Origin of the sequence: Paraburkholderia sp. RHO2 (assembly GCF_050955445.1) — a bacterium.
Classification (GTDB): domain Bacteria; phylum Actinomycetota; class Actinomycetes; order Mycobacteriales; family Mycobacteriaceae; genus Prescottella; species Prescottella agglutinans_A.
In genome coordinates this window covers 4,922,051-4,948,258 of the sequence record NZ_CP162617.1, presented here as the reverse complement: position 1 = coordinate 4,948,258, position 26,208 = coordinate 4,922,051, and the positions used below count along the sequence as shown (strand labels likewise).

2 protein-coding genes are annotated in these 26,208 nt (G+C 72.6%); one reads left to right on the top strand and one right to left on the bottom strand.

The genetic code is table 11. From position 1 onward, the window contains the following. Window positions 1–77 precede the first annotated feature (77 nt). Entirely contained in the window at window positions 78–24,494 is a 24,417-nt protein-coding gene (locus ABTV10_RS22960) for a non-ribosomal peptide synthase/polyketide synthase (RefSeq protein ID WP_499030766.1), read from the top strand. Window positions 24,495–24,541: 47 nt separating this feature from the next. Here ABTV10_RS22960 and ABTV10_RS22955 read toward each other — a convergent pair whose 3' ends face one another. Further along, window positions 24,542–26,194: an AMP-binding protein gene (locus ABTV10_RS22955; RefSeq protein ID WP_499030764.1), complete on the bottom strand. Its 1,653-nt coding sequence runs from the start codon at window positions 26,192–26,194 to the stop codon at window positions 24,542–24,544. Window positions 26,195–26,208: the final 14 nt, after the last annotated feature.

The following is a 26,208-nucleotide window of genomic DNA, read 5'->3' as shown; positions in this document are numbered from 1 at the left end:
AAGTGTTCGTTCGGCGACGGTGGCGCGGGCCACGGTCCGACCAGACCTGACGAACCGATCCCTCTGGGGGGCGATACGTGGACTCCGCAGGACCCGCAGGACGTCAGCCCGAGCCCGGCACCGCCGAAGCCGGCGCGGGATCCCGATTCCCCCTGTCGGAGGCGCAGCGTGCCCTGTGGTTCGCGCAGCAGCTCGTGCCCGACGTCCCGCTCTTCATCGCGCAGTACGTCGACATCGAGGGCCTGCTCGACATCGATCTCCTGCGGGCCGCGAACGTCCGCGCGGCCCACGAGTTCCAGTCGCCGTTCCTGCAGATCGTCACCGTCGACGGGGAGCCGCGGCAGTACGTGGGTCCGGCGCCGGACACGTCGATCACGCTCATGGACCTGCGTTCCGAACACGACCCGGCCGCGGCGGCGCACGCGTGGATGCGGCGCGAGATGGCGACCCCGATCGATCTGTCCGCCGACCGGCTGGTCGAGACCGTGATCCTCCAGGTCGGCGATCGACATTTCCTCTGGTACAGCCGAAGTCACCACATCGCACTCGACGGCTATGCGGCCGCGACGATGCTCTACCGCATCGCCGAGCTCTACACCGCCGCGGTGCGGGGGAGCGAACCCGACCCGCCGGCCGCGGCGGACCTGCGCACCTTCCTCGAGATCGACGAACGCTACCGGGGATCGAGTCGCCACGACGCGGACCGGGAGTACTGGGCGGCACGGCTTTCCGGTGTCCGCGGGATCTCGTTGGTCGACTCGACGGCGCCCGCGGTGGCCGAGAGCCGACTCGCGAGCGAATCGCTGTCGGCGTCGACGGTCCATGCGCTCGAGCGGGCGGAGGGAGCGGAGACGGCGGGGGCATCCGCGGCCGCGCGGATCGTCGCCGCGTTCGCGTACTACCTCAGCCGGATGACGGCCCGGCGGGACGTGCTGGTGAACATCCCCGTCTCGGCCCGGACCACCGCGGTGCTGCGCCGCTCCGGCGGCATGACCGTCAACCTCCTGCCGCTGCCGGTGGTGATCCGCGACGACGACACCGTCGCGGCGCTCTCGGACCGGGTGCAGATCGAAGTCGTTGCGGCGCTGCGCCACCAGCGCTGCAGCCGAGCCGACATCCGGCGGGACGTCGGAACCGAACCGGCGGCGCCGATCGTGAACGTGATGTTCTTCCATCCGGAGATCGTGATGGGCGACCTCCGCACGGAGCTCCACATCCTCACCTCCGGCCCGGTCGACGACCTGCTGGTCAACGTCTACCAATCCGGCACGCCCGTAAGGACATTCGTCGATTTCCGGGCTAACCCGGGTCGGTACGGTGCGGAGGAGCAGCGGACCTACCACCGGCTGTTCGTCGACCTGCTCGAGGAGTTCGTGGCCGCCGATCCAAACACACCCCTCGGCGAGCTGCGCGCGGCCGCGGCGCCGCCGTCCTCGGGTGAGGTACCGGAGGTCCCTGCGGAGGCCGGCGTGTCCGCCGAAGCCGCTCCCGGCGCCGAGTCGCTCGTCCCGGACGCGCAGATCGAGCGGGCGATCGCGGACACGTTCGCGGCCGTCCTCGCCACCGGACGGGCCGTGCGTCCGGAGGACAGCTTCTTCGATCTGGGCGGCGACTCGCTGGTCGCCACCAAGGTGGTCGCCCGGCTGAACGCGACGTTCCGGGCGACGCTGACGGTGCGCGACCTGTTCGAGAGGCCCACGGTGCGGCGGCTGGCGGGGTACGTCGAGTCGTCGCTGGGCGAGGACGGGTCGTGGTCGAGTACCGCGCCACCGGCGCCGACCCGCCGCGAGCGTCCCGACCGGCTGCCGCTGTCGCCGGCGCAGCAGCGCATGTGGTTGGTGAACCAACTCGACACGTCGTCCCCGGTGTACAACATTCCCTTCGCGGTGACCCTGACCGGCGACCTCGACGCCGAGGCGCTAGGCACGGCCCTCGCCGACGTCGTCGAACGGCACGAGGCGCTGCGGACGGTGTTCCCGTCCGATGCGGGTGGGCCGCATCAGGTGATCGTTCCCGCGCGGGACGCCGCGCCGGATCTGCGGCCGGTCGAGGTCGGGCGCGGCGACGTGTGGGCCGCGGTGCTGGCCGAGGCCGAGTCGGGATTCGACGTGACCGGGGAACTCCCCTTGCGCGTCAGACTCTTTCGGATCGCACCCGACGAGCACGTGCTGGCGGTCGTCGCGCATCACATTGCCGCGGACGGCCAGTCAATGGTGCCCCTCGCGCGTGACGTCATGGTGGCGTACGCGGCCCGTCGCGAAGGACTGGTCCCGCGCTGGGGTCCGCTGCCGCTCCAGTACGCGGACTACGCGCTGTGGCAGCTGGACATGCTCGGCGATCCGGACGACGCCGATTCGGTCTCCACCCGTGGGCTGCGGTACTGGGCGTCGCAACTGGCCGACCTTCCGCCGGTGATCGCGTTGCCGCTCGACCGCCCGCGCCCGCCCACGATGTCGCCGGCGGGTGCGACGGTCCCGTTCACGATCGGTCCCGACGTCCACCGCAGGCTCGTCGACCTCGCCCGTGCCCGCGACTGCACGCTGTTCATGGTGCTGCACACCGCATTCGCCGTCCTGCTGGCCCGGCTCGGAGCCGGCCGCGACGTCGCGATCGGTACCCCGGTCGGCGGCCGGGCGTCGCCCGAGCTGGACGACCTGGTGGGCATGTTCGTCAACACCCTGGTCCTGCGCACGGACGTCGATCCCGGGGCGTCGTTCGTCGACCTGCTCGTCCGCGTGCGCGAGACCGACCTGCAGGCGCTGGCCCACACCGAGCTGCCGTTCGAACGGCTCGTCGAGGCGTTGGCGACCGAACGTTCGCCCGCGCACGCCCCGCTCGTCCAGGTGCTCCTCGAGCTGCAGAACACCGAGACCACGTCGGTGGAACTCCCCGGGCTGGACGCCGAAGTGAGCGAAGTGGATTCGAACGTCGTCAAGTTCGAACTGCAGCTGAGCGTGCGTGAGCGCGTCGACCCGGCGGGTGAGCCCGCCGGCCTGTCGGTCGCCCTGCACTTCGCCACCGATCTCTTCGACCGGGACACCGTCGCCCGGTTCGCCCGGCGGTTCGAGCGGATCCTGACGACGGTCGCGGCGGACGGCGACGCCGTGGTCGGCGACATCCCGGTCACCGACGCCGCGGAGCGTGCACTGTCCGCGGCGCACGCCGACCGTGTCGGTGTCCCCGCCACACTGGCGGACCGGCTGGCGCGGGCGTCCGCCCGCCGCCCCGAGGCGACCGCGGTGGTGGCCGGGTCGGAGCGGTTGACGTACCGGACTCTGGTCGAGCGGTCGAACCGGCTGTCCCGGTGGCTGATCGAGCGCGGCGTCGGACCCGAGAGCCGGGTCGCGGTCGCGATGACACGGACGACGGATCTGCCGGTCGCGCTCGCCGCGGTGGTCGGCGCGGGCGCCGCGTACGTCCCGGTGGACGTGGACTACCCCGACGAGCGGATCTCGTTGGTGCTCGGCGATTCGTCGCCCGCGTGTGTGCTGGCCGACGCGGCGGGCGCGCGGCGGCTGGCGTCGACGGCGCTCGACGTTCCAGTGGTGGACATCGACGACCCGGTGGTCGCCGCCGCGGTCGCGGCACGGTCGGCCGGCGCGGTGACCGCCGCCGATCGACCGCCGCTGCGGCCCGATTCGATTGCCTACGTGATCTACACGTCCGGATCGACCGGGCGGCCGAAGGGCGTGGCGGTGTCGCACCGGAGCGTCGTGACGCTGCTGGACCGCACGCTGCCGCTGTTCGGTTTCGACGCATCGGACGTGTGGACGATGTTCCACTCGTACGCGTTCGACTTCGCGGTGTGGGAGCTGTGGGGTGGCCTGCTGCACGGCGGCACCGTCGTCCTCGTCGACCACGACACCGCCCGCTCTCCCCGCGACTTCCTGCAGCTGTTGCGTGGTGAGCGGGTGACGGTCCTCGACCAGACCCCGAGTGCCTTCCGGCAGCTGGCGGAGGCCGATCGACTCCCGGCGTTGCGGCACGTCATCCTCGGAGGCGAGGCGCTGGACCCGGCGGATCTTTCCTGGTGGTTCGAGCGGCATCCGGCGTCGGCCACGCGGCTGACGAACATGTACGGGATCACCGAGACCTGCGTCCACGTGACCCACGATCGACTGGACCCGGAGACGATCGCGCGTGCCCCGGCCGGATCGATCGGCACCCCCGTCCCGGGGCTGGCGGTGCGGGTGCTCGATGCCCGGCTGCACCCGGTGCCGCCGGGCGTGACGGGGGAGCTGTACGTCTCCGGTGCGCAGGTGTCGCGCGGGTACCTCGACCGCCCCGGGCTCACCTCCACCCGCTTCGTGGCCGATCCCGTCGATCCCGGCGGCCGCATGTACCGCACCGGCGACCTGGGAACGTGGACGGCGGCCGGCACGCTGCGCTTCGCCGGACGATCCGACTTCCAGGTGCAGATACGCGGGTACCGAGTGGAACTCGGGGAGGTGGAGGCCGCGCTGACCGCGGCACCGGGGGTGGCGTCCGCCGTCGCGACCGCCGACGAAGGCCCGATCGGCATCCGGATCCTCGGCTACGTGGTGCCCGACTCCCGATCGGTGGATCGGACTGCGGTGAGGGAGGCTGCGGCGCAGGTGCTTCCGAGCTACATGGTGCCGTCGTCGATCGTCGTGCTCGACGGGCTGCCGACCACGGTCCACGGCAAACTCGACCGCGCTGCCCTGCCGGTGCCGGAGGCGGGGGAGCGACCGCGGGGCGCACCGAGCGACCCGATCGAGGAGGCGGTGGCCGCGACGGTGGGGGAGCTGCTCGGCCTCGACCACGTCGGCGCCGGCGACGACTTCTTCGCGCTGGGCGGCAACTCGCTGGTCGCGGCGCAGCTGGCCGCGAGGGTCGGCGACGTGCTCGGCGTCGGGCTCGGTATCCGGGACGTCTTCGACGAGCCCACCGTGGCGGGTCTCGCGCGTCGCGCCGCCGTGACCGGCCGGCCTGCACGGCCGCCACTCGTCGCGCGGCGACGGCCCGAACGCATTCCACTCTCGCCGTCGCAGCAACGCATCTGGTTCATCAACCAGTTCGACACCGCCTCGCCCGCGTACAACATCTCCGTGTCGGTGCGACTGTCCGGCGAACTCGACGAGCACGCCCTGCACGCGGCGCTCGCGGACGTCGTCGCGCGGCACGAGTCCCTCCGCACCGTCTACCCCCTCGACATCGCCGGCCCGCGGCAGGAGGTGGTGCCCGTGGGGCGGGAGGACGCCGTCCTCGACGTCGTCGACGTCGAGGACGAGGCGGAACTGCTCCGCCGCATGCGCGCACTGATGGCCCGGGGGTTCGACGTGACCGCAGGGATTCCGCTGCGGGCCTGCCTGTTCCGGCTCGACGGCACCGAGCACGTGCTCACGGTGGTCCTCCACCACATCCTGGCGGACGGGTTCTCCCTGACCCCGCTCACACGCGACCTCGCCGCGGCGTACGTGGCGCGGCTCGGCGGTGCGCCGCCGGCATGGTCCGCGCTCGACGTCCAGTATGCGGATTACGCACTGTGGCAACGTGACTGGCTCGGCGAACCGGCGGATCCGGACGCTCCGTCGGCGCGACAGCTGCACTACTGGACCGAGACGCTGGCCGGGCTGCCGGAGGTGCTCGAGCTGCCTACCGACCGCCCCCGCCCGGACGTGCGCTCGCAGCGCGGCGATCGGGTCGAGTTCGCGGTGCCGGCGGAGTTGCACGATCGCATCGTCCGGCTCGGCCGCGAGCGGGGCGTGAGTGTGTTCATGGTGATGCACGCGGCGCTCGCGGTGCTCTTGTCGCGGCTCAGCGGGAGCACCGACATCGCAATCGGCACCCCGATCGCGGGCCGCGGCTCGGCGGCGCTCGACGACCTGGTCGGCATGTTCGTCAACACGCTCGTGCTGCGCTGCGACACCCGTGGGTGTTCGTTCGCGGGCCTGCTGGACCGGGTCCGGGACACCGACCTCGGCGCCTTCATGCACGCCGAGGTGCCCTTCGAACGAATCGTGGAGGCGGTGGATCCGCCACGGTCGACGGCGCATTCGCCGCTGTTCCAGGTGCTGCTCGAGTTCCGCACCGTCGCGCGTCCGGATCTCGAGCTGCCCGGCCTGCGGGTGCGGCCGTTCGAGAGCGCGGACGAGGTCGCCGCCTTCGACCTGCGCGTGAGCGTGGCCGAGGAGTTCGACGACGACGGCTCGGCCGCCGGGATGTCGGCCGGGCTGGTCTTCGCGACGGACCTGTTCGAGGCGACGACGGTCCGGCGGTTCGCCGATCGCCTCGTCCGGATCCTGCGGGCTGCGACGGCCTCCCCGGACACGCTGGTCGCCGACATCGACATCCTGGACCGGGACGAACGGGCGGCGCTGTTTCCCGTGCGGGGGGATCCGGGGATCGCCCCGCGCACGCTGGCGGATCTGCTCGTCGAGGCCGCCGCATCGGATCCGCTGCGGCCCGCCCTCCGGTACGCGGGCACCGACGTCACCTACGGCGACCTGGACCGGGCCTCCGATGCGCTGGCCCGCAGGCTGATCGACGTGGGGATCGGCCCGGGATCGGTGGTGGCGCTGGGGATGCCGCGATGCCCCGAGTACCTCACCGGTGTGTGGGCCACCGCGAAGGCAGGAGCCGCCTTCCTGCCCGTGGACCCGGCGCACCCGCCCGACCGGATCGAGCTGATGCTGCGTGACTCCGGGGCGGGGCTGGGGCTCACGACGGCGGAGCGGCGCGGCTCGTTCGTCGACACCGTCCCGTGGTGGCTGGTCGACGAGTATCCGTCCACCGCAGTTTCTTCCGGCCATCCGATCCGCGACGACGACCGCACCGCGCCGCTCCGCCCCGACGACGTCGCCTACCTGATCTACACGTCGGGATCCACCGGTGTCCCGAAGGGCGTCGCCGTCACCCACCGGGGACTCGCCGAGTTTGCCGCGGACCTGCACGAGCGATGCCGGACCACACCCGAGTCCCGGATACTCCAGCTCACCTCACCCAGCTTCGACGTGTCGATCCTCGAACTGCTACTCGCGGTCGGTGTGGGCGCGACGATGGTGATCGCCCCACCCACCGTGTACGGCGGCGAGGAGTTGCGTGCGCTGCTGGCGTCCGAGCGGGTGACGCACTGCACCATGACGCCGACGGCGTTCGCAATGACGCCGACGGTGTCGGCCGACGACGAGTCCGCCCGCCTCGACGACCTCGCGTGCGTGCTCGCCGCCGGCGAAACGCTGCCGCCCGACGTCGTCGCCCGCTGGGCGCCGGGCCGGGAGATGCTCAACGCCTACGGGCCGACCGAGACCACCGTCATCGGGACGACCAGTGCCGCGTTGGTGCCGGGGGCCGCGGTGACGATCGGCGGCCCGATCCGGGGGTTCCACGCGCTGGTGCTCGACGACCGGCTTCGGCCCGTTCCGGTCGGTACCCCCGGTGAGCTGTACCTCGCCGGTCCCGGGCTGGCCCGGGGCTACCATCGCCGGCCGTCGCTGACCGCGTCCCGGTTCGTGGCCGATCCGAGCGGGAGCCCGGGGGAGCGCCTGTACCGCACCGGCGATCGGGTGCGGTGGACCGACGTCGGCACGCTCGAGTACCTCGGGCGCGGCGACCGGCAGGTCAAGCTCCACGGCTACCGGATCGAACTCGGCGAGATCGAGGCGGTGTTGACGCAGCACCCCGACGTCGGGCACGCCGTCGCCGACGTTCGCCGGGTGGGCCGGCTCGGTGATCGCTTGGTCGCGTACGTCGTCCCGGCCGCCGGCGCCGACGTCGACACCGCGGACCTCCACGAGGCGGCGGCGGCGCGATTGCCGTCGTACATGGTGCCGGGCCACATCACGGTGCTCTCGCGGATTCCGATGACCGTGCACGGCAAGCTCGATCGTGCGGCGCTGCCGGAACCGGACGTCGGCGCCGAGGTATCGATCACTCGGCGCCCGGTCACGCCGGCCGAACGGACGCTGGCGGGTGTGTTCGCGGACGTGCTGGGGCTGGAGACGGTCGGCGTGGAGGACTCGTTCTTCGACCTCGGCGGCGACAGCATCATGTCGATCCAACTGGTGGCGCGTGCGAAGGCGGCCGGGTTGTCCGTGACTCCCCGCGACGTGTTCGACCGCCGCACCGTCGCCGCACTGGCGGCCGTCGCGGCCTCGAACGAGGAAGCGGCCGAGATACTTCCGGAGCTCGACGGTGGCGGGGTGGGGGAGGTACCGCTGACCCCGATCCTCGCGTGGCTGGTGCGGCGTGCGGGCCGACGGATCGATCGTTTCGCTCAGTCCGTGCTGCTGGAGCTGCCCGTCGGCGTCCGGGAGCGGGACCTCGTGGTCGCGGTGCAGGCGCTCCTGGACCGGCACGACATGCTGCGCGCCCGGCTGGCGGACGGCGAATCAGGATGGCGGATGGAGGTTCTCGCGCCGGGCGCCGTCGACGCGCGCGACGTCGTCACCCGATGTGCGGTGCGGACCTTCGACGGAGGGTTCGACCGCCGCGCCGCCGCGGAACTGGAGGCGGCGGCCGACCGACTGGACCCCGCGGCGGCCCGCATGGTCCGGCTCGTGTGGTTCGCCAGGCCGGACGGCGCCGGGCGACTGCTGATCGTGGTCCACCACACCGTGATCGACGGGGTGTCCTGGCGGGTGCTCGTGCCCGACCTCGCGGCGGCCTGGGCCGCGGCGGCCGAGGGACGGATCCCCGAGGTGGAACCGGTCGGCACGTCGATGCGGCGGTGGGCGCACGCCCTCCGCGACGCCGCGCGGAACAGGACCGGGGAACTGCCGCTGTGGGAGGGCGTCGTCGCCGGAACCGACCCGCCCGTCGGGCGGCGGGCACTGGATTTGGACCGCGACGTGCACGCGACGACGGAGGCGATCCGGGTCGACGCCCCGGCCTCGGCCACGACGGCGCTGGTGACGAGTCTTCCCGCCGCGATCCGCGGCACCGCCCAGGACGTCCTGCTCACCGCGCTCGCGACTGCGGTCGCGCGGTGGTGTGCCGAACGTGGCCGCGGCGACGGTCCCGTGCTGCTCGGAATCGAGGGCCACGGACGCGAGGAGGATGCCGTCCCCGGCGCCGATCTGAGCCGAACGGTGGGCTGGTTCACCACGATTCAGCCGGTGCGGCCGGACCTGTCGCGGATCGATCTCGACGACGCCTGCGCCGGCGGTCCCGCCGCGGGTATCGCCGTCAAGCTCGTCAAGGAACACCTGCGGGCCGCCCCCGACCACGGCATCGGGTACGGGCTGCTCACCGAACTCGACGGCGACGAGGGGCGCCGGCTGCGGGCGTCACCGCAGATCATGCTGAACTATCTCGGTCGGCTCACCGTGGACGACGGTGCCCCCGCAGACTCCCGGCCGTGGATGCCGGTGACCGCCGCCGGCCTCGGCCTCACCCGGCCTCCGGACATGCCGGTGACCGCGGTCGTCGAGATCGCCGTGGGTGTGCGCGGCGCGGTGCTACAGGCGTCGTGGACGTACCCGACGGGGGTGCTCGACCGATCCGACGTCGCCAGGCTCGCGGACCTGTGGCTCGATGCGCTGCACGGACTCGCGGCGTACGCGCGCACCCCCGGGGCCGGTGGGCTGACGCCGTCGGATCTGGATCTGGTCCGCCTCGACCAGCGTGGGATCGACGCGCTGTCGGCGGGCCGGCGCGGCGTGGTGGACGTGTGGCCGGTGAGCCCGCTGCAGGCGGGCCTGCTGTTCCACGCGCACCTGGCGGCGGACGCGCCGGACGCGTACGTGGTGCAGCTCGTGATCGAGTTGCGCGGCGAACCGATGCGCGAACGCCTGCAGGCCGCGGCCCGCGCCCTGCTGGCCCGGCACCCCAACCTGCGCGCGTGCTTCGTCGACGACGTCGGCGGCGAGATGCTGCAGGTGATCGCGTCGGACGTGCCGGTGCCGTGGCGCGAGGTCGACCTGTCCGGCGGCGCGCCGTCCGCCATCGAGCGCCGGTGGCGGGACCTGCTGGCCGACGACCGGGCCACGTCGTTCGTGATGGACCGGGCGCCGCTGCTGCGGTTCACGCTCGCGCGCATCGGGGACGGGTCGTACCGGCTGCTGCTGACCCACCACCACATCCTGCTCGACGGGTGGTCGACACCGCTGCTGCTGCAGCGACTCCTGATGCTGTACGCGACCGAGGGCGACGCGACCGCGCTGCCCGCGGCCGGGGACTACCGGGACTACCTGTCGTGGCTGGCGGCGCGTGACCGCGACGCGTCGGAGGCGGCGTGGTGTCGCGCCCTCGCCGGAACCGAGGACCCCACGCTGCTCGCCGCGCCGGACGCGCTGGTACGCGACGGCGAATCACGCACAGCACACACGACACTGAGCGAGTCGGATACGGCCGCGCTGACCCGGGTTGCTCGGGACCACGGCGTCACGCCCAACACCGTGGTCCAGGTCGCGTGGGCGCTGGTGCTCGGTGTCCTCACCGGCCGTACGGATCTCGTCTTCGGTGCGACGGTGTCGGGCCGTCCCGCGGACGTCCCCGGAATCGAGTCGATGATCGGCCTGTTCATCAACACCGTTCCGGTCCGGGTGCGGTTGGATCCACGTGAAACGTTGGGGGAGTTGCTGCGTCGCGTGCAGCGCGAGCAGGCGGCCCTGATGGACCATCACGACGCCGGTCTCGCGGACGTCCAGCAGGCGGTCGGCCCCGGGGCGCTGTTCGACACCCTCACCGTGTTCGAGTCGTATCCGGTGGACCGGTCCGCGCTCGAACGCGACACCGACATCGCGGGACTCAGGGTGGTCGCGGTGCGCGGGATCGACGCCACGCACTATCCCCTGACCCTGCTGGCCGGGCTCACCGACCGTCTGCACGTGACACTGAAGTACCGGGAGGGCGCCTTCGACGCCCCCGCGGTCGAACTCGTGCGGCAGCGGTTGCACGCCGCGCTCGATCAGGTGATCCACCACCACGAGCGGCCGGTCGCCCGCGTCGATCTGCTGACGCGACCCGAGCGGGCGGCGGTCGTCGTGCACGGCGGCGAGCCCTCGCCGCCGCGGTTGCTCCCGCAGATCCTCCGCGCCGGCGTCGAGGCGAACCCGTCCGGTCTCGCGGTGGACGCGTCCGACGCACGCCTGTCGTACCGCGAACTCGACGAACGCTCGAACCGCCTCGCCTGGTTGCTGATCGAAGCCGGGGCGGGGCCCGGTGACGTCGTGGCGTGTGCGCTCCCGCGCTCGGCGGCGTCGGTGCTCGCGGTGTGGGCGGTCGCGAAGGCGGGGGCGGCCTTCGTCCCCGTCGATCCCACCTATCCGCGTGAGCGGATCGAGCACATGCTCGACGATTCCGCCGCGACCGTGGGCGTGACGTCCGGGGCGGACCGTGCGCGGCTCCCGGACGCGGTGCACTGGCTGATCCTGGACGCGGGCGTCGCGGGCCGCCCCGCGTCGCGGGATCCCGTCACCGATCGGGACCGCACCCGCCCGGTGCGCGCGGACGACGTCGCCTACCTGATCTACACGTCCGGGTCGACGGGACGACCCAAGGGCGTCGCCGTCACCCATCGCGGCCTGGCGAGCCTCCTCGACGAGCAGTGCCGCCGCTATCCGATCCCGAGTTCGGCTCGGTGCCTGCACGTCTGCTCCCCGAGCTTCGACGTCGCGGTGCTCGAGCTGCTGCAGGCGTGCGCGGCCGGCGCGACGCTCGTGGTGGCACCGCCGGAGGTGTACGGCGGGCCCGGGCTGGCCGAGTTGCTCGCTGCCGAACGGATCACGCACGCCTGCATCACGCCCGCGGCGCTCGCCACCGTCGAACCGGAACGACTCGACGCGCTGTCCGTTCTCGTGGTCGCGGGCGACGCCGTCGGACCGGAACTGGTCGCCGGCTGGGCGCCGGGCCGGACGATGCTCGACGGATACGGACCGACCGAGTCGACCGTGCTCACCACCGTCAGCGCCCCGCTCGCGCCCGGCGCCGACATCCCGATCGGGACACCGGTCCGCGGAACGGATCTGCTGGTCCTCGACACCTACCTGCGGCCGGTCCCGGCGGGCGTGCCGGGCGAGCTCTACATCGTCGGCGCCGGCACGGCGCGCGGCTACCACCGCCGACCGGGACTGACCGCCGCGCGGTTCGTCGCCTGCCCCGTCGCCACGGGCGGTGCCCGTATGTACCGCACCGGTGACGTCGTGCGCCGCCGCCCCGATGGTGCGCTGGACTACCTGGGACGCAGCGATTTCCAGGTCAAGGTGCGGGGCGTCCGGATCGAGCTCGGCGAGATCGAGGCCGCGCTGGTGGCGCACCCGGCGGTCGCCCACGCGGTCACGACCGCACGCCGGCGCGGTACGGGCGACGCGCTGCTCGCCTCGTACGTCGTGCCGTCCGCGGACGCCGGCATCGACGTCGGGGAACTCGCCGAGTTCGCGGCCCGTCGGCTGCCCCGCCACATGCGGCCGAGCACGATCGTCGTCCTCGACGAACTCCCGCTCACCCCGGTCGGCAAGCTGGACCGCGACGGACTGCCCGAACCGGACTTCCACCGGACGGCAGCGCAGTTCCGGCCCCCGTCCACCCCGGAAGAGGAACGGGTGGTGGCCGTCTTCGCGGACGTCACCGGCGTCGAACGCGTCGGGGTGGACGACAGTTTCGTCGCCCTCGGCGGCAACTCGCTCAGTGCGACGCGGGCCGTCGCCCGCATCAACCGGGCGCTCGGCTCGCGGATCGACGTGCGCGACCTGTTCGAGTGCGGTTCGGCGGGACGGCTGGCCGCGCGGGCGGCCGAGCACACCCGCGGTGAGGCCCGGGCCCGGCTGCGGGCCGCGGTGCGACCGGAACGCCTACCGCTGTCCTGGGCGCAGGAACGGATGTGGTTCATCGACCAGTTCGAGCCCACATCGGCCACCTACAACGTGCCGATGGTGCTGCGACTGACAGGTCACCTCGACACGGAGGCGCTGCGCGCCGCACTCACCGACGTGGTGGAGCGGCAGGAGTCGCTGCGGACGGTGTTCCCGTCGTCCCCGGCGGGTCCGTCGCAGGTGACCGTCGCGGCGGCGGACGTGGTGGGTGAGCTCGAGCCCCGACCGGTACGGCCAGCGGACCTCGACACCCGGATCGGGGAGCTGATCGGAGCGGGATTCGATGTGGCGCAGGATGTCCCGGTACGGGCACGGATCCTGCGACTCGAACCGGACGTGCACGTACTGGTGCTGGTAGTGCATCACATCGTCGCGGACGGCTTCTCGGTCGGTCCCCTCGCCCGCGATGTCGCGCTCGCGTACGCGGCGCGGGTCGCGGGTCGCCCACCGGGTTGGGATCCGCTGCCGGTCCAGTACGCGGACTACGCGCTGTGGCAGCGCCGGGTTCTCGGCGATCCGGACGACCCGTCGTCGCTGCTCGCCCGGGAGGAGGCGTACTGGCTGGGCCGCTTGGCCGGCGCCCCTCCGGTGACGACGCTGCCGCTCGATCGCCCGCGGGGCGCGCGGCGCTCCACGCGCGGTGGCCGCGTGCCGTTCGTCGTGGGGCCAGACGTGCACCGCGCGCTCACCGAGAGTGCGGCGCAGCACGATGCGACGATCTTCATGGTGGTGCACGCGGCCCTGGCGGTGTTGCTCTCCCGGATCGGACAGGACCGCGACATCGTGCTGGGCACGCCGGTGGCCGGGCGCGGTGAGGCGGAGCTGGACGACGTCGTCGGCATGTTCGTGAACACGCTGGCCCTCCGCACCGAGATCGATCCGGCCGCGCCGTTCCCCCGTGTGCTCGAGCACGTGCGGGACGTCGACGTCGAGGCCTTCGCGCACGCGGACCTGCCGTTCGAGCGCCTGGTCGTGCGCTCCGGCGGCGCCCGCAACACGTCGTACGCCCCGCTGTTCCAGGTGCTGCTCGAGTTCCAGAACGTCGACCCGCCGCGGGTACAGCTCCCGGGTTTGACGGTCGAGTCCGTCGACGTCGACACCGGCGAGGCCAAGTTCGACCTGCAGTTCGGGATCGGCGAGCGCCGCGACGAGAACGCGGCTCCCTGCGGGCTGACCGGTGAGATCGTGTTCGCGACCGATGTGTTCGACGAATCCACGGTCGCCGCGCTGGCGACGATGCTGTCCGGCCTGCTCGCGGCGGTCGCGTCCGACCCGTCGACCCCGGTCGGGGACATCGAGCTGACCGAGGGCCGCGGGGCCGCCCCGGAGCCGGTCGCGGCGGACGGCACCCTGGCCGACCTGTTCGCGACGGCGGCGTCCGCGGCGCCCGGCGCGGTGGCGGTCGTCGGCGGCGACGACGTGCGGATCACCTACCGGGATCTCGACGAGCGCTCGAACCGGCTGGCGCGCTGGCTGATCGATCGGGGCCTCGGCCCCGAGTCGGTGGTGGCGGTCGCGATGGATCGGTCCGCCGACTTGGTCGTGACCCTTGTGGGTGTGGTGCGCGCGGGCGCCGCCTACCTGCCGGTGGACCCGGCGTATCCGCCCGAACGCATCGGGTTCGTCGCCCGGGACGCGGGCGCGACGTGCATACTCACCGACGACGCGTCGGCCGGTCGGATCGTGGACGCCGAACTGCCGGAGGATGTCCCGGTCGTCCCCCTCGATGCGCCGGACGTGCGCGAGCGGGTCCGAGCTCGCCCCGCGGGACCGATCGCCGACATCGAGCGCGCCCGTCCGCTGCACCCGGAGTCGCCGGCCTACCTGATCTACACGTCCGGATCGACCGGGCGGCCGAAGGGCGTCGTCGTGACACACCGCAACGTCGTGACACTGCTCGCCGGTGCGCGCGCCGTCCTCGGCTTCGACGACACGGACGTGTGGACGATGTTCCACTCGTACGCGTTCGACTTTGCGGTCTGGGAACTGTGGGGCGCCATCGGATTCGGCGGCCGTGTCGTTGTGGTGGACCGCCACACCGCCCGGTCGCCGGACGACATGCTGGCGCTGCTGCGCGCCGAGTCGGTGACGATGCTCAGCCAGACACCGTCGGCGTTCCACCAGCTGGCCTGCGCCGACGCCGAGTGGGGCGGCGACCTCGCCCTGCGCCGGGTGGTCTTCGGCGGCGAGGCCCTCGACGCGGCGCGGCTGGCCGACTGGATGGACCGCCACGGAGCCGACCGACCCGAGCTGATCAACATGTTCGGGATCACCGAGACGTGCGTGCACGTCACGTGGCACCGCGTCGACGCGGTCGAGGTCGGCGCCGCGCGGGCCGCGGGCTCGGTGATCGGAGTCGGGCTTCCCGGGATCGGCCTGCGGGTGCTCGACGACCGGCTGCACCCCGTCCCCGTCGGCGTCGTGGGCGAGCTGTACGTGGCGGGTCCGCAGCTGGCGCGGGGCTACCGGCACCGGCCGGGCCTGACCGCGTCGCGCTTCGTCGCGGACCCGTTCGCGCCGTCCCGGCGGATGTACCGCTCGGGTGACCGGGTCCGCTGGACCGCGAGCGGTGACCTCGAATACCTGGGGCGCAGCGACTTCCAGGTACAGGTGCGCGGATTCCGGGTGGAGCCGGGAGAGGTGGAATCCGTGCTGCGCGCGGTGCCGGGCGTCGCGTCGGCAGTGGCGCTCGCCCGCGACGAGGCCGCCGCCGGCGCCTCCCGACTGCTCGGGTACGTCGTCCCCGAGCCCGGGACGTCCGTCGCCGCCGAGGCAGTGCTCGAGTCCGTCGCGCAGCGGTTGCCGTCCTACATGGTGCCCTCCGCGGTGACGGTGCTCGACGAGTTCCCACTGACCCCGAACGGCAAGATCGACCGCGCCGCGCTGCCGGACCCGCGACCGGTCGGCGGCGACGGGCGCCCGCCCGCGACCGACGTCGAACGCGTCCTCGCCGACCTGTTCGCGGACGTGCTCGGGGCCGAGACGGTGGGGGTCGACGACTCGTTCTTCGGTCTCGGCGGCGACTCGATCATGTCGATCCAGTTGGTGTCCCGCGCGAAGACCGCCGGGGTGACGATCACCCCGCGGGACGTGTTCGAGTGCCGCACCGTCGCCCGACTCGCCGACGTGGCCGCGCAGGTCGACCGCGGCGGGGTCGCGCCGCTGCCGGAACTGCCCGGCGGCGGCGTCGGGGACGTCGTCACGACGCCCGTCGCCTACTGGCTCGCGGAGCGCTCCGGCGACTTCGACCGGTACGCGCAGTCGGTGCTGCTGGACGTGCCGGCCGATCTCGCTCCCGACGCCCTGGCGGCGGGGGTGGGCGCGGTGCTCGACCGCCACGACATGCTGCGTGCGCGGTTGCGCCGCGACGACCACGCCCGCACCGGTTGGCGCGTCACGGTGCGTCCTCCGGGGGCGGTCGACGGACGCGCGGTGCTCCGGGAGGTCCCGGTCGCGACGGTGCGCGGGCCGACGTTCACGCGCGGCGCACGCGTCGAACTGGATGCGGCGGCCGACCGGTTGGAGCCGTTCTCCGGCATCATGATCCAGGTCGTACGGTTCACCGGACCGGACGGCGCCCGCCTGCTCGTCGTCGCGCACCACCTGGTCGTCGACGGGGTGTCGTGGCGGATCCTGATCCCGGATCTGGCGGCCGCGTGCGCCCGAGCTGCTACGGGCGAGGATCCGGCGCTCGCGCCGGTCGGCACGTCGATGCGGACGTGGGCGGACGGACTCGCCGCCACGGCGCGCGGCCGCGCGGGGGAGCTGGAGCTGTGGCGGGCGATGACCGAACCGGTGGGGCCGTGTCTCGGTGCGCGGGAGCTGGATCCGGCGGTCGACGTCGGTTCCACCACCGAGCGCGTCGAGGTGGAACTGTCGGCCGCCGTGACCACCGCGCTCGCGACGACGGTGCCCACGGCCTTCCGCGGCAGCGTCGACGACGGCCTGCTGAGCGCACTGGTCCTCGCGGTGGCGTCGTGGCGGCGCGAACGTGGTGTCCACGTCGACGCCGTGTCGGTGACGCTCGAGGGACACGGTCGCGAGAGTCAGGTGCTGCCGGGCGCCGACCTGTCCCGGACGGTCGGCTGGTTCACGTCGCTGTATCCCGTGCGATTCGACCTGTCCGGCATCGACGTCCCCGGGGCGCTGACGGGCGGCGCGGCCACCGACGCGGTGGTGAAGACCGTCAAGGAGCGCATGCGTTCGATCCCCGACCACGGCATCGGATTCGGTCTGCTGCGCTACCTCGACGAGGACACGCGGCCCGCGCTGTCGGGGTCGCCGCTGCCGGAGATCAGCTTCAACTACCTCGGCCGGTTCGCCGCCGCGGCGGACGCGGCCACACGCGGAACATGGCTCCCGGTAGACGATTCCGACCTGCGCGGCGTCACGGCACCGCAGCTGTCGGCGCCCGTGGTGCTCGACGTCAACGCCGCCGCGGTGCCGGGCCCGGACGGGCCGCGGATCGTGGCGACGTGGGACTTCCCGCGCGGGGTCCTGACCTCCGGGGAGGTCGAGCGGCTGGCGCGGTGGTGGACGCGCGCGGCCGAGGCGATCGCCCGGCACGCGAGCACGCCCGGCGCCGGCGGACTGACGCCGTCCGACCTGGATCTGGTCGCGTTGGACCAGGCGGCCATCGACCACCTGGAAACCCGGTATCCCGCGCTGTCCGACGTGTGGCCGCTGTCGCCGATGCAGCGCGGCATGATGTTCCACGCGGAACTGTCGGCCGCCGCCGTGGACGCCTACCTGGTGCAGCTGGTCCTGACCCTCGACGGCGCCGTGGAGTTGCCCCGGTTGCAGCGCGCCGCGCGGGCGCTGCTCGGCCGGCATCCGAACCTGCGCGCGGCCTTCGTCCGAGTGCCGGGAGGCGACGCGGTGCAGGTGGTGCCGAACTCGGTCGATGTGCCGTGGACCGAGGTCGACCTCGGCGGATCCGGGGAGCTGCAGGCCGCCGAGCAGTTCGCCGCCTTGCTCGATGCCGACCGGGCGACGCCGTTCGACCTCTCGCACGCACCGCTCGTGCGAATCACGCTGGTGCACATGCCCGGCGGCGGCGAGCGGCTCGTCATCACCAACCACCACATCCTGTTCGACGGATGGTCGACACCGCTGCTGCTCGAGGAACTGTTCACGCTGTACGCGGCGGACGGCGGTCCGGCCGGGCTGCCGGCGGCGGGCTCGTACCGGCGCTACCTGCAGTGGCTCACGGACCGCGACGACGCGCACGCCGTGCGGGCGTGGACCGACGCCGTCGCGGGGGCCGACGAGCCGACCCTGCTCGCCGACCGGTCGGCCGCCACGGACCGGTACACCGAGTCCCGCGATCTCACCTACTGCCTCGACGCCGCGACGACCGACCGCCTGCGCGCCCACACCCGCGCACGGGGTGTCACGCTGGGCACCGTCGTGCAGGCCGCGTGGGGGATCGTGCTCGGGCTGGCGACCGGACGGGACGACATCGTGTTCGGCGCCACCGTGTCCGGGCGCCCGCCGCATCTCGCCGGCGTCGAGTCGGCCGTCGGTTTGTTCATCAACACCGTGCCGGTGCGGATCCGGTTGGACCCGTACGAGAGTCTCGCCGAGTTGCTCGAACGGGTCCAGGCCGAGCAGTCGGCCATGCTCGACCACCACCACGTCGGGCTCGTCGACATCCAGCGCGCCGCCGGTCCGGGCGCGGTGTTCGACACGCTGACCGTCTTCGAGTCGTATCCGCTCCGCGGCGACGGCGACGCGGTCATGGAGGTCGGCGGTCTCCGGATCGTCGGCATCGAGGCCCGCGACTCCGCGCACTACCCGCTGAGCGTGGTCGCGTCGGTGCCCGGCCGGCTGCACGTGACGATGAAATTCCGACCCGACGTGCTGGCGGAGTCTCGGGTCGCCGACATCGCCGACCGCCTGCTGCGGGTTCTGCGCTCCGTCGCTGACGAGCCGGATCGGCGGCTCGCCGCTCTGGACCTGCTCACCGATGCCGAGCGTCGCGCATTCGCCCCGGTGCGTTCGGGTTCCGGCTCGTCGCCACGCACGCTGGCGGCGATCCTCGACGCCGCCGCGGCCCGGGATCCCGAGGCCGTCGCGCTCGTCGGCGACGGGCGGGAGGTGACGTACGGCGACCTGGATCGGCGCTCCAATCGGCTCGCCCGGCATCTGGCCGATCTCGGGATCGGACCGGAATCCCTGGTGGTGCTGGGGATCCCGAGGTCGGTCGAGTCGGTCCTCGGTGTGTGGGCGGTGGCGCGCTCGGGTGCGGCGTTCGTGCCGGTCGACCCGGACTATCCCCCCGATCGGGTCGCGAACATGCTCGCCGATTCGGGCGCGACGATCGGGCTCACCACGCGGGCGCACCGGTCCCGGCTGCCCGACGTGCTGAGCTGGCTGGTGCTCGACGATCCCGAGTTCGAGCGGGCGTGTGCGGCGCGGTCGTCCGAGCCGGTGACCGATCGAGACCGTACTGTGCCGCTCCGCATCGACCATCCCGCGTACCTGATCTACACGTCCGGATCCACGGGACGCCCCAAGGCGGTCACCCTCACCCACCGCGGCCTCGCCAACTACGCCGATGTCCAGCGTTCCCGCAGCGGTGTCACCGCCGACGCGCGGACCCTGCACTTCTCGTCGCCCAGCTTCGACGTCTCGGTGCTCGAGTACCTGCTGTGTTTCGCGGTCGGTGCCACGATGGTGATCGTGCCGCGCACGGCCTACGGCGGCACCGAACTGACTGCGGTCCTGCGGAAGCAACGGGTCTCGCACGCGTTCATCACCCCGGCCGCCCTGGCGTCGATCGATCCGTCGGGCCTCGACGACGTCGAGTGCGTCCTGATCGGCGGAGAGTCGTGGCAGCCCGACCTCGCGGTCGGGTGGCTGGAGCGGTGCCGCGTCCTCAACGTGTACGGCCCCACCGAGACCACGATCGGCGTCAACGTCGAGCCGTACACCGGGCAGCCTCGGGTGACCATGGGCAGGCCGATCCCGGGTGTCGCGGAGCTGGTCCTCGACGGCCGCCTGTGTCCGGTACCGGCGGACGTCGCGGGTGACGTGTACATCGCCGGACCGGGTCTTGCCCGCGGATACCACCGGCGTCCCGGGCTGACGGCCGCACGGTTCGTCGCGAACCCCTTCGGCGCCCCGGGCGAACGGATGTACCGCACCGGCGACGTCGGCGCGTGGACCCCGGACCGCACGCTCGAGTACCGGGGCCGCAGCGACTTCCAGGTCAAGATCCGGGGTTTCCGCATCGAACTCGAGGAGATCGACGCCGTGCTCACCGCGCACCCCGACGTGCGATTCGCGGTCACGCTCGGCCGGCGCGGACCGGGCGGGGACACGGTGCTGGTCAGCTACGTCGCCGCGGTCCCGGGGCGCGACGTCGCCGTCGGCGACCTCCGCACGAGACTCGCGGAACTGCTCCCGGAGTACATGGTTCCGGCGGCGATCGAGGTGCTCGACACCATCCCGTTGACGCCGGTCGGCAAGCTCGATCGGCGTGCGCTACCCGAGCCCGAATTCGGCTTTGCCGCAAAGATGTTCCGAGCGCCGACGAACCCCGTCGAGGAGGCGGTCACCGGCGTCTTCGCCGAGGTCCTCGGAGTCGACCGGGTAGGCGCCGACGACAGCTTCTTCGACCTGGGAGGCAACTCGCTCTCCGCGACGCGGGCCGTCGCCCGACTCGGAGAGGCCCTCGGAGTCGAGATCGGGGTGCGCGCGCTGTTCGAGGCGCCCACCGCCGTCACGCTGGCGGAGCGGATCGAGCACGACGGCGCCGGCCCCTCCGGTCGGCCCGTCCTCGAACCGGCCGAGCGCCCGCCGCAGGTGCCGCTGTCGGCGGCACAGCAGCGGATGTGGTTCATCAACCAGTTCGATCCGTCCTCGCCCGCCTACAACGTGCCGATCGTCGTCCGGTTGCGCGGCACCCTGGACGTCGCGGCGCTCGCGGCCGCGGTCGGCGACGTCGTGGACCGGCACGAGGCGCTGCGCACCGTCTTCCCGATCGGTGACGACGGACCGGTGCAGGACGTCCGGGCGGCCCGTGACGCCGGGATCGTCCTCGCGCCGGTCCCCGTCGCGTCGGAGGACGAACTACGGGAACGCGTGCGGGCGGTCACGGTCACGGGATTCGACGTGACCGAACGGGTCCCGGTGAGGGGGGCGCTGTTCGCGGTCGCGCCGGACGAGCACGTGCTGGTGCTGGTGGCCCACCACATCCTGATCGACGGGTACTCGACCGGACCGCTCGCGACGGACCTGATGCGCGCGTACGCCGCGCGGGCCGCGGGACACGGGCCGGACTGGGCGCCGCTGCCCGTGCAGTACGCCGACTACACGCTGTGGCAGCGCGAACTGCTCGGCGACGCGGACGACCCGCGGTCGCTGCTCACGCGGCAACTCGCCTACTGGACCCGAACCCTGTCCGGGGCGCCGGACCTGTTGGGGCTTCCCGCCGACCGGCCCCGCCCGATCCAGCAGTCGTTCCGCGGCGGGCGGGTGGAGTTCACGATCGACGCCGACCTGCACCGCCGGCTGCTGTCGTTCGCGCGGGGTCGCGGCACGAGCCTGTTCATGACGATCCACGCGGCTCTCGCGGTCCTTCTCAGCCGCCTCGGCGACACCGACGACATCGTCATCGGGACGCCGATCGCCGGCCGCGGCGAGCGGGTGCTCGACGACCTCGTGGGGATGTTCGTCGGGACGCTGGCGCTGCGGACGAGGGTCGATGCGCGGCAATCGTTCTCGCATCTGGTCGACGTCGTCCGGGACGTCGACCTGGGCGCGTTCGCCCACGCCGACGTTCCGTTCGAACGGGTGGTGGAGGAACTGGATCCCGCGCGGTCCACCGCGTACTCGCCGCTGTTCCAGGTGGCGCTCGAGTTCCACGACGGGACCGGCGCCCGTCTCGAGTTGCCGGGTCTGACGCTCGAAGGCCTGTCGGCGGACGTCGGGATGGTCAAGGAGGATCTCGAATTCGTCCTCGGTGAGCGGTTCGGCGTCGGCGGTGCGCCCACCGGCCTGATCGGAAGCATCGCGTACGCGACCGACCTGTTCGATCCGGGCACCGTGCGCGGCTTCGCGGAACGGCTCGTCCGGATTCTCGAGTCGGCGCTCGCGGACCCCGAGTGCGCGGTCGGTGATCTCGACATCCTCGCCGCCGGCGAGTTGACCGGACTCGCTCCCGCGCGAGGCGGGCCGGACGCGGCCCCCGTGGTCCTGGCCGATCTGCTCGCGGCGGCGGCCGGCGACCCCGGCGCCGCGGCGATCACGTACGACGGCGTCACGATGACGTACGGGGAGCTGGACGCGCGCTCGAACCGCCTGGCGCGCTACCTGATCGATGCGGGGGCGGGGCCGGAGACGTTCGTGGCACTCGGGCTGCCCCGATCGTCGGACTCGGTGCTGGCGGTGTGGGCGGTCGCGAAGACCGGCGCGGCGTTCGTGCCCGTCGACCCCGCCTACCCGGCCGCGCGGATCTCGCGGATGCTGAGCGACTCGGGTGCCGCGCTCGGCGTGACGGTGCGGTCGCGCCGCGACGGACTGCCCGACACGGTCCGCTGGTTGGTGCTCGACGCCCCCGCGACGGCCGCCGCGATCGCCGCGACGTCGTCCGCCCCGGTCACCGCGTCCGAGCTCATCCGACCGGTGCGCGCGGACCATCCGGCCTACCTGATCTACACGTCGGGTTCGACCGGCACCCCGAAGGGCGTGGTACTCACCCACCGCGGGCTCGCCGACCTGGCCGCCGAGGAACGCGACCACCTGTCGGTGACGCCTTCCGCCCGCACCCTGCACTTCGCGTCGCCGAGCTTCGACGCCTCGGTGTTCGAGACGGTGATGGCGCTGAGTGCGGGCGCCACGATGGTCGTCGTCCCGACGGACGTCTACGGCGGCACCGAACTCGGCTCGCTGCTCGCCGCCGAGAGGGTGACGCACGGATTCGTGACCCCGACCGCGCTCGCCTCCGTCGACCCGGTGGGCCAGGACTCGCTGCGGACGCTGGTGGTGGCCGGCGAGCCGTGTCCGCCGGAACTGGTGGCGCGCTGGGCGACCGGTCGCACGATGCTCAACGCCTACGGCCCCACCGAGACGACGATCATGGCGAACATCAGCGCGCCGATGCACCCCGGTGAGCCGGTGACGTTCGGCGGCCCGATCCGCGGCGTCACCGAACTGGTGCTGGACGCGCGCCTGCATCCGGTGCCGCGGGGCGTGGTCGGGGAGCTGTACATCTCGGGCTCGGCACTGGCGCGCGGGTACCACGCGCGGCCGGGGCTCACCGCCTCCCGCTTAGTCGCCAACCCGTGGGGCCGTCCCGGTGAACGGCTTTACCGCACAGGCGATCTGGTGCGCTGGCGGGTCGACGGCACGCTCGAGTACATCGGCCGCAGCGACTTCCAGGTCAAGGTCCGCGGATTCCGGATCGAACCGGGGGAGATCGACGCGGTGCTCACCGCCGAGCCGGACGTCGGGTTCTCCGTGACCCTCGCCCGTTCCGGCCCGGCAGGCAACACGCTGCTGTGTTCGTACGTGCGTCCGGTCGAGAACGCCGACGTCGATCCCGACGACCTCCGCCGCGTCGCCGCCCAGCACCTGCCCGCGTACATGGTGCCCGCGGCGGTCACCGTCCTGGACCGCATCCCGCTGACACCGACCGGCAAGCTCGACCGCGACGCGCTGCCCCAGCCGGCGTTCCTCGCCGCGTCCACGGTGTTCCGGGAACCCGACGGCCCGGTCGAGTCGGCCGTCGTCCGGTCGTTCGCCGCCGTCCTGGGCGTCGACCGGGTGGGGATGGACGACAGTTTCTTCGACCTCGGCGGCACGTCCTTGCTCGCGACGAGGGTGGTGACGGACCTGCGGGCCCGGCTCGGTTCCACCGTTCCGCTGCAGGCGCTGTTCCTCGATCCCACACCGGCCGGCCTGGCCGGACGGATCACCGCGGTGACGCCCGGCGGCATCGGCGAGGCGCTGACCGCGCGGATCACTCTGCGCGCGGGCGGCTCCGGCCGGGCGCTGTTCTGCGTCCACCCCGGCATCGGGCTGTCGTGGGGCTACGGCGGGCTGCTGCGTCATCTGCCGCCGGATCGCCCGGTGTTCGGGTTGCAGTTGCCGGCCATCGCCGGCGGACCCCGGTACGACTCGATCGACGACCTGGCCGACAGGTACGTCGACGAGATGGTGGCGGCCGCCCCCGACGGCCCGTACGACCTGCTCGGCTGGTCGCTCGGTGGCGTCCTGGCGCACGCGATGGGTGTCGAACTGCAGCGCCGCGGCCTCGCGGTCGCGACGCTCGCGGTCATGGACGCCTACCCGGACGACGGCTCGGATCCCGTGCTGGACCGCCTCGACCTGGTGGACCTGCTGCGCGGGCTCGGGCTGGACATCGACGCAGTCGCCGACCTCACGTACGAGACCGCGGCACGAATGTTCAACGACCACTTCGGGATACCGGACGGCATCTCTGCCGAACACCTCGAGCGCATAGGCGACGGGTACGTGAACTCCCGGCTGCTGGTGCACCGGTTCGTCCCGGACGTGTTCGACGGCGACCTGCTCGCCTTCCCCGCGGTCGGCGACCGGGACGGGAGGCGCCGGTCCCCGCAGGAATGGCGCCGGATCGTCACCGGCGGCATCGACGAGTGCCCGGTCGATTGCGGCCACAACGACATGATCGAACCCGCGTCCCTGGCCGTGATCGGTCCGGTGCTCGCCGCGTATCTGGAGCGGCGATCCTGAAGGATTCCTCCCGGCGGGCGAGAGGAATCCTTCAGGATCGGGTCGGCTCAGCGCTGCGCGCGCAGTTCGAACTTGAGCACCTTGCCGGTGGGGGTGCGGGGCAGGTCGAGGGGGAACACGATCTCGTCGGGCACCTTGTAGCCGGCGAGCAGCGAACGCGTGTGCGCGATGACCTCCTCCGCGGTCACCGACCGGCCCGGCTTCACGAGGACGAACGCCTTGGGCCGCTCGCCCCACTTCTCGTGCGGCACACCCACGACGGCGACGTCGAGGACCGCGGGATGCGAGATGATCGCCTGCTCGACCTCGACGGTCGAGATGTTCTCGCCCCCCGAGATGATGATGTCCTTGGCACGGTCCTTGAGCTGGATGTAGCCGTCCGGGTGCATGACGCCGAGGTCGCCGGTGTGGAACCAACCGCCCGCGAACGCCTCCGCGGTCGCACCGGGATCACGGAAGTAGCCCAGCATCACGTTGTTGCCGCGCAGGACGATCTCGCCCATCGTGTTGCCGTCGGCGGGCACGTCCACCATGTTCTCGTCCACGACGCGCGCGTTCTCGGCCTGCACCATGCCGACGCCCTGCCGGGAGATCAGTGCCGCCCGCTCCTCCGGGGTGCGGTCGTTCCACGATTCCTGGTACTCGCAGATCGTGTACGGCCCGTACACCTCGGTGAGCCCGTACACGTGCACGACGGTGATGCCGAGCGCCTCGAGCTGTCCGATGACCGTCGGCGACGGGGGAGCGCCGGCCGTCGTGATGCGCAGCGCGTCGACCGGGTGGGCCCGCTCGGCGCCGGCGATGGTCGTGCAGACCGCCGGGGCGCCACACAGATTCGTGATGCCGAGGTCGTCGATCGCGTCCCAGACCGCGTCGGCGCGCACCGCCCGCAGGCACACGTGCGTGCCTGCGGCCGCGGTCACCGCCCACGGGGTGCACCAGCCGTTGCAATGGAACATCGGCAGCGTCCACAGGTACTTGGTGTGGCCGTCGAACCCGTTGTGGAAAGTCTCGCCGAGAGAGTTCAGGTAGGCGCCGCGGTGGCTGTACATGACGCCCTTGGGCTTTCCGGTGGTGCCGGACGTGTAGTTGATCGCGATGACCCGCTGCTCGTCGTCCACGCCCCAGTGCAGCGGCTCCTCGGTGAGCCCGTCCCGGCTGCAACGGAACTCGTCGTAGACGCCCGTGACCACACCCGCGGGAACGTCGGGGCGGGGGATCGTGGAGTCCGGTATCTCGATGATCTCCGCGACGCTGCCGACGTTCTCCCGCACGGTGCGTACCGAGCCGACGAGCTCGGAGTCCACGAAGAGGATCTTCACGCCCGCGTGGTCGAGGATGTACTCGAGCTCGGGGCCGGCCAGGCGCGAGTTGAGCGCCACCAGGACGCCGCCGGCCAGCGGGACGGCGAAGTGCGCCATCAGCATCTCGGGAGTGTTGGGGCACAGGTAGGCGATGCGGTCGCCGGGCGCGATGCGGGACCGGAGCACCCGCGCCAGCTGCGCCACCTCGTCCGCGAACTCGCGGTAGGTGTAGCGGCGGTCCCCGTGGATGATCGCCGTCTTGTCGGGGAACACCGAGGCCGAGCGGTCCAGGAAGCGCAGCGGACTGAGCGGTGTGTAGTTCGCCGAGGTGGACAGTTCGGGCACGGGTACCTCCGTGATGCTGGTGGTGACGAGCCCGGCGAGATGTGGCCTCACCCGGTCTCCGGCAT